Below are 6942 nucleotides of genomic sequence, written 5' to 3' on the forward strand. Positions count from 1 at the left end.
GAAAGACATTGTCCTAAAGAACGGCTTTGATATTTTACTGACCCATGCACCGGTAAAGGGCTATGGGGATATGGAAGACTTGCCTCATCAGGGCTTTCAGGCCTTTGAGGATCTGTTGCAAAAATACAAACCCAAGTACATGATTCACGGGCATATTCATAAAAGCTATGGAGCGGCCTATAAGCAGGAAAGCATACATTCCTCAGGAACAAAAATTATTAATGCTTTCGATAAATATATTTTAGACATTGGAGAGGATGAATATCCCAATGAGGGAAAGACGGGATCTTTCCTTTATGACCTTTACAAACAAGTAACCAATAAAAAGGGAAGAGGAAGCACATGATTGAAGGGCAGTGGCTAAGCAAGCTGCAGGGAGAATTTCAAAAACCCTATTATAAAAAACTCTATGAAACCGTGAGAGAAGAGTATAAGCATCATACTATTTTTCCTCCCAAGGAAAAGCTTTTCCGGGCCTATAGCCTTTGTCCCTATGAAAAGGTAAAGGTCGTCATTTTGGGACAGGACCCCTACCATAACTTCGGGCAAGCCCAGGGGCTATCCTTTTCCGTGGGAAAAGGCATTCCCTTTCCTCCTTCATTACAGAATATTTTTAAAGAATTACAGGATGATATAGGATGTGAAATTCCGAAGAGCGGAGAGCTGGATGCCTGGGCAAAACAGGGGGTGCTTCTTTTAAACACGGTGCTTACGGTTAGAGCTCATGAAGCCAATTCCCATAGGGGCATAGGCTGGGAGGAATTTACGGATGCTACCATTCGTGCTATAGAAGAAAAGGAAGAACCTGTGGTTTATATCCTTTGGGGCTCTTCCGCCCAGAGTAAGGCAAAGATGATTCATCAAAAAAGACGATTGATCTTAAAAGCCCCCCACCCAAGTCCCTTAAGCTCTTATAGGGGATTTTTCGGTTCCAAGCCCTTTTCTCAGTGTAACGCCTACCTTCGAAAGGAAGGGCAGGAGGAAATTGATTGGGCTTTGAAAGCATAAGAATAGAAAGGTTAGAATATTTCATGAACATTGTTGAGTTATTAAAAGTCATTGTTTTCTCTTTAGTGGAGGGCTTTACCGAGTGGCTTCCCATTTCCTCCACAGGACATATGATTTTACTGCAAAGTATTATTCCTTTGCGGCAAAGCAAGGAGTTTTTCTCCACCTTTGAAGTTTTGATTCAGCTGGGGGCGGTTGGAGCGGTAATCAAAGAATTTTTCTTCCGTATCTGGCCCGTAGCAAGAAGATCTCAGGGGAAAGGCTACTACTTGGAGCAGGGAAAATGTATTTTGATCGGAAAAATTTTAGTAGCTTGTCTTCCTGCGGCGGTTTTAGGTCTTCTGCTGGATGATTTTTTGGATGCTCATCTTTACAATGCCTTTGTGGTCTCACTGATGCTGATTCTCTACGGTGTCTTCTTCATTTTACTGGAAAGAAGAAATGAGGAACATCAGTTCCATACTTTAACGGTAGAGGATATTTCTTGGAAAAATGCTCTTCTGATTGGACTTTTCCAGTGCTTGGCTCTGATACCGGGAACCTCCCGTTCAGGAGCTACTATTTTGGGCGCCATGCTTCTATCGGTAGGAAGATTGGCAGCCACGGAATTCTCCTTCTTCTTAAGTGTGCCGGTGATGGCAGGAGCCAGTCTTTTAAAACTGATTAAGCATGCAGGGAATTTCGGTGCAGGACAATGGTTTATGTTGCTTTTATCCATGCTCTTGTCCTATTTTGTCAGCCTATACTGTATTCGTTTTTTACTGCGCTATATTCGCAGTCATAATTTCATCCCCTTTGCTTACTATAGAATTCTCTTTGGCGGCGTGATTCTTTTATGGTTTGCCGTGTCCCATTTGGTGCTGTAAGAAATCCGTAATGGCACTGTAAAGGAAAGGGGCTTGTTTAGAAAAAGCTACTTCGTTATGCTTAAACGGTCGATATACTAGGAGAATAAAAAAGGAAAAGAGGGAGTAAAATGAAAGCAAGAGGAGTAGTTTTAGCTATGGCCTTATCCCTTGTGATGGGGATGCAAAGCTTTGCCGCAACGGAAATCGGTTTAAATTTAAACTGGAAGTATGCGGGGAATTCTAAAATCAATACAGGAAAGGCCGTTTTATATACCAGTGATGTAAAGGAGCCGAAGCATATTACCATTGCGGTAAATGCAGGTCACGGAACCAAGGGGGGAGAGAAGCAGAGAACCCTTTGCCATCCGGACGGCACCAGAAAGTTAACCGGCGGAACCAATGCGGCAGGCGTGACTACGGCTTCGGCAGTGTCCTCCGGTATGACCTTCCAGGACGGCACCAGAGAAGCTACCGTAACATTGCAGATGGCTCATATTTTAGGGAAAAAGCTTCTGGCAGAGGGATATGATGTGCTGATGATTCGCAGTGAAGAGGATGTTCAGCTGGACAATATTGCCCGTACCGTTTTAGCCAATAACAAGGCGGATGCCCATATTGCTCTGCATTGGGATGCAACCACCAAGGACAAGGGCGCATTCTTTATGTCCGTTCCGGATGGATTAAAGAGGATGGAGCCGGTGGCAAGTAACTGGCAGAACCACGAAAAGCTGGGAGACAGCTTAATCAGTGGTTTAAAGGGACAGGGAGTGAAGATTTTCGGAAAGGGAAGAATGGATATGGATTTAACCCAAACCTCCTATTCCACCATTCCTTCTGTAGACATTGAGCTGGGAGATAAGGTCTCTGACCATAGTGAAAAGACCTTAAACAACCTGGCAGATGGATTGGTAAAGGGAATAAACATCTACTACGGATTTTCCTCTTAAATAGGCTCCTTAAAGAATTTTTAAAAACATAGTTTTGCAGTAAAGGTCTGAAAACGAGACGTTCCAAGCTGTCTCAATTTCAGGCTTTTTTTGTAGAAAAAAGAGAGTAGCTTTTTTAGAGGAAATCTGTATAATGGAAAAGGTTCATAAAATTTACGGAGTATTCTTAAAGAATTAAGATTACAAAGAAATAACTGGAGGACATGAAGAAGATGGTTTTAGTAAAGACTTTGGCAGAGGGCTTAGGGTTTTATTATGATAAGAACGGTAATGCTGCAGTGGGAGAGGTCGGCGGTTATGATATGCTGATTACAAATGCGGATAAAGGCTCTCTATATTATCTGAATGTCTCTGTCACCAGAGGCGAGAAGCCCACAAAGGCGGACTTTGAAGGCATAAAAGAGTATAATAAATATTTAAAGACTATAGGAGTGAACAAGAAAAATTATCGTGTGGTTTTCACCCTTGGCGGAGCCTTTACCAAGGACGGTACAGTGAAAAGATTCCAAGAGATTTTACCGGCTTTGGCCAAATTCCTGCAGGATAGGGGATTTCAGAATTGTTCGGAAATCAGCGGCGTTACTCAGGGAGTATCCACCTATTTTGCTCAGGGAGTAAAGATTATTACAAAAGCGGAATATGCGGAGATTGAAAGAGGAATTCAGGAAAAACAGGAGAAGATTGCCCTTAGAGGATCAAGCAGTATCTTATTGGGAACAGTAGGTGCTCTTTTAGGCGCGGTGGTAGCAGGGGCAGTGGTTCTCTGTATTTCGCAGTTGGGCTATGTAAGCTGGTTTGGCGGTATAGTCATGGGCGGTTTGGTTATGGGAGGATATAAAGTTTTTGCCGGTCGAATTCAAAAGATCGGTATTATCATCTCCGCCATTATTATGCTGGCAGCTATGTACTTAATTAACCGTCTGGATTGGGCATTAATGATTCAGCGATATTTTACACCGGATATGTTCGGCATGGAGGGTACAAAGCTTAGCCTGTCTTTTACCTTCAAAAATGTAGTGGCTATTGTGGAAACTGCCAATTTGCAAGCAGATTATTTTAAGAATCTCGGTTTACAGCTGTTGTTCACTTTTATTTGCGGATTAGTGACTTCCATCGGCGTAGTGCAGTGGGACAAGAACTCCTTCCTGGCTTATCCCATTGGAGAAGAAAAGCAGGATGTACAGGATGCAGGTCTTCCTTATACAGATAGCTTTGGAGATTCAGAGGAATAAGATTTTTCCAAGAAGGGGCTGTGATTTTTACAGCCCCTTCTTATATGATTTTGAAATAGGTCGATATATTAAAAGGAAATGAGATAGGAACGAATATGGCATTGAAAAACATTGTAGGAAGCTGGGAACAAGGCTTGTTGTAGTGCGGGTTTTCACTGCCCCTCTCCTGACTCAAGAGAAATTCCTTGTTTTTTTAAGAAAGTATTTGTATACTAAGCCAAGTGTTTTTACACTGGCTTTTTTTACGTTACAGGATTTCTCAGGAGGGAAGTCGGGTAGGTTATAGACTATAAGAAGAGCAGAAGGAAACGGTCTTTTTACGGGTCTAAAGAAAAGGGGAGAAAAGAGAATCATGGAATTCATCGGAAGCCTTTTTGGCTTAATTGGTGGTTTGGGAATGTTTCTATACGGTATGACGGTGATGAGTGACGGTATGCAAAAAGCCGCCAGCTCCCGTATGTCCAAGTTCCTGAATTTGGTAACGGGAAATCGTGTGATGGCCGTTGTTTTAGGAGCAGCCATAACAGCTCTTGTGCAATCCTCCTCTGCAACCACTGTTATGGTGGTAGGTTTTGTAAATGCCGGAATCTTGAATCTTAGTCAGTCTGTCGGCATTATCATGGGTGCCAATATCGGAACCACCATTACCGCTTGGATGGTTTCCTTAACTCAGGTGTCCAGCTCTTCTTTGGCTTTTCTGAAGCCGGAATTTTTCGCACCACTCTTAGTGGGAGTGGGTGCCTTCCGCCTTCTTTTCGGGAAAAAAGGTAAAGATGATCTTGTAGCCAATTTCTGTATCGGTGTAGGATTTATCTTTATCGGCTTGGAATTCATGAGTGATTCCGTGTCTCCCTATGCAGATTCTCCTATTTTTGCGAAGGCCTTTCAGGTAATGGGAGGAAATCCTATTCTTGGCATTTTAACCGGTGCGGTGGTAACGGGAATTATTCAGTCCTCTGCAGCTTCCGTATCCATCCTTCAGACCTTGGCCTTATCCGGTGCGGTACCGAGAGCCGCGGGCTTCTATATCACTCTGGGACAAAACATCGGTACCTGTGTAACAGCGATGCTTTCCTCTACCGGAGCCTCCAGAACCGCGAAGAGAGCGGCGGTAATTCACCTTCTCTTTAATGTGACCGGTGCGATTTTGTTCGGAGCTATTATTTTCTTTTTAAGTCTTCCAATGAAGAGTTTTTTCCAGGGACAACTAAGCCCTGTAGAAATTTCCCTCTTCCATACCATATTTAACGTATCCTGTACCGTTGTTTTATTCCCCTTTGGAGATCTACTGGTGAATCTTTCCGGAACTTTGGTTAGAGAGAGTAAGCAGGATAAGGAGGATGAGGAGAATCCGAACCACTACACGGAGGTGGAGAAGAATCTGATTCAGCACTTGGATAAGCGTATTTTGGAGTCCCCTGCCATCGCCATTTCCGCTACTAAGGCGGAGGTTGTCAATATGGCCAGAATTACGGCGGTAAATATCTCTCACGCCATGGGCATCTTACTGGAAGAGAAGGTGGAAGAAATCCAAGAGGTTTATGCCAGAGAGAAAATCATTGATAATATGCAGAAGCTTCTGACGGACTATCTGATTCACATCGGAAACCTTTCTTTAAATGAGAATCAGAAGCTGGAAGTGAACAATATGTTTAATACCATTACCGATGTGGAAAGAGCTGCGGATCATGCGGAAAATATTGCGGAGCAGGCTCAGTATGCGCAGGATCACGATATCTCTTTCTCGGAAATCGGTCAGGATGATTTAAAGAAGATTTCCAATAAGGTTATGGAGTCCTTTGAAGCCAGTATTGATGCTTTTGAGAACAATGACTTGGATGCTGTGGTAAGAACAGCTCATCTGGAGGATCAGGTGGATGAGATGGAAGAGGATATGAGAGAGACCCATATTCTAAGATTAAGCTCCGGGGACTGTGTGCCTCAGGCCGGTGTAATTTTCCTGGATGTCATTTCCGACTTGGAAAGAATTTCCGACCATGCGGATAATGTGGCGGGCTATGTGAAAACGATGATTTAAAAAAAGAGCGGTAAAATCAAAATGGTTTTCTAAGCAATATAGGTCTAAAATCGGGGCACGCTCTCGCTAGCTTCGCCCTGTGCAGTGAAGGACTGCACTCGTAATAAGAAAGTGCTCTGATACAGTGTGGGTCTATAAATGGGGCACGCTCTCGCTAACCTCGCCTTCGTAGCAGTACTAACTTCAAGCTTCGCTTTGCTTGCTTTCAGTAAGTACTGACGGGCTCAGATTGCCCCTATTATAGACCCACACTGTATCATTCGCTTCAAGTATTGATTTGTGTTGTTCTTCTCATCGCCGACTCTTCACAAGTATCGGGCTCAGACTACCCGATATTTAGACCTATATTGCCGAAAACCTATATATTTTGATTTTACCACTCTTTTTTTATGCTATGGTTTCCGGAATAAGGAGGATAGTAAGAACTTCAAGAAAGCGGAATTGGATTTAAAAATAATTATTTTAATAATGATTTAATTTTTCTTTTTGGAAATCTGTAAATATTTGGTGAAAACTTGCGTTTTTTCGTCATTTGTACTTGCAAAAACACATTGCCTGCAATAGAATGAACGTGCTGTTTAAGAAATTAAAATGATTTATTATGTAGGAGGAAAAGGATATGGCAGTAAAAGTAGCGATTAACGGATTTGGACGTATCGGACGTTTGGCATTTCGTCAGATGTTTGATCATGAAGGAACAGAGATTGTTGCCATCAACGATTTAACCGATCCTAAGATGCTTGCGCACCTTTTAAAGTATGATTCTTCTCAGGGAAGATATAAGTATGAAGATACAGTAGTTGCCGGAGAAGACTATATCGAAGTTAAGGGAAAGAAGATTAAGATTTATAAGGAGGCTGACGCTTCCA

7 protein-coding genes are annotated in these 6942 nt (G+C 42.7%); all 7 read left to right on the plus strand.

Translation table 11 applies throughout. The features are described from left to right. A partial coding sequence (locus tag ACO4PX_RS07425) for a metallophosphoesterase (protein ID WP_485572147.1) occupies nucleotides 1-346 on the plus strand: 346 nt, incomplete at its 5' end. Continuing rightward, a complete protein-coding gene (locus ACO4PX_RS07430; protein ID WP_485568963.1) occupies nucleotides 343-1008 on the plus strand; it encodes a uracil-DNA glycosylase in 666 nt (221 codons plus the stop codon). The genes ACO4PX_RS07425 and ACO4PX_RS07430, both read left to right, overlap by 4 nt. 23 nt (nucleotides 1009-1031) lie before the next feature. Beyond that, nucleotides 1032-1874 (plus strand): undecaprenyl-diphosphate phosphatase, encoded by an 843-nt coding sequence (locus tag ACO4PX_RS07435; protein ID WP_485572148.1) that lies wholly within the window; start codon nucleotides 1032-1034, stop codon nucleotides 1872-1874. Nucleotides 1875-1984: 110 nt separating this feature from the next. Continuing rightward, nucleotides 1985-2803: an N-acetylmuramoyl-L-alanine amidase family protein gene (locus ACO4PX_RS07440; RefSeq protein WP_314328936.1), complete on the plus strand. Its 819-nt coding sequence runs from the start codon at nucleotides 1985-1987 to the stop codon at nucleotides 2801-2803. Between the two features lie 203 nt (nucleotides 2804-3006). Beyond that, nucleotides 3007-4035, plus strand: a complete 1029-nt coding sequence (locus tag ACO4PX_RS07445; protein ID WP_485572149.1) for a hypothetical protein — start codon at nucleotides 3007-3009, stop codon at nucleotides 4033-4035. Nucleotides 4036-4387: 352 nt separating this feature from the next. Then, nucleotides 4388-6073, plus strand: a complete 1686-nt coding sequence (locus ACO4PX_RS07450; protein ID WP_315272434.1) for a Na/Pi cotransporter family protein — start codon at nucleotides 4388-4390, stop codon at nucleotides 6071-6073. Nucleotides 6074-6692: 619 nt separating this feature from the next. Next, nucleotides 6693-6942, plus strand: a 250-nt coding sequence (locus ACO4PX_RS07455) for a glyceraldehyde 3-phosphate dehydrogenase NAD-binding domain-containing protein (RefSeq protein ID WP_485572150.1), incomplete at its 3' end; no start/stop codon positions are given.

It is taken from the genome of Oribacterium sp., from assembly GCF_057249185.1.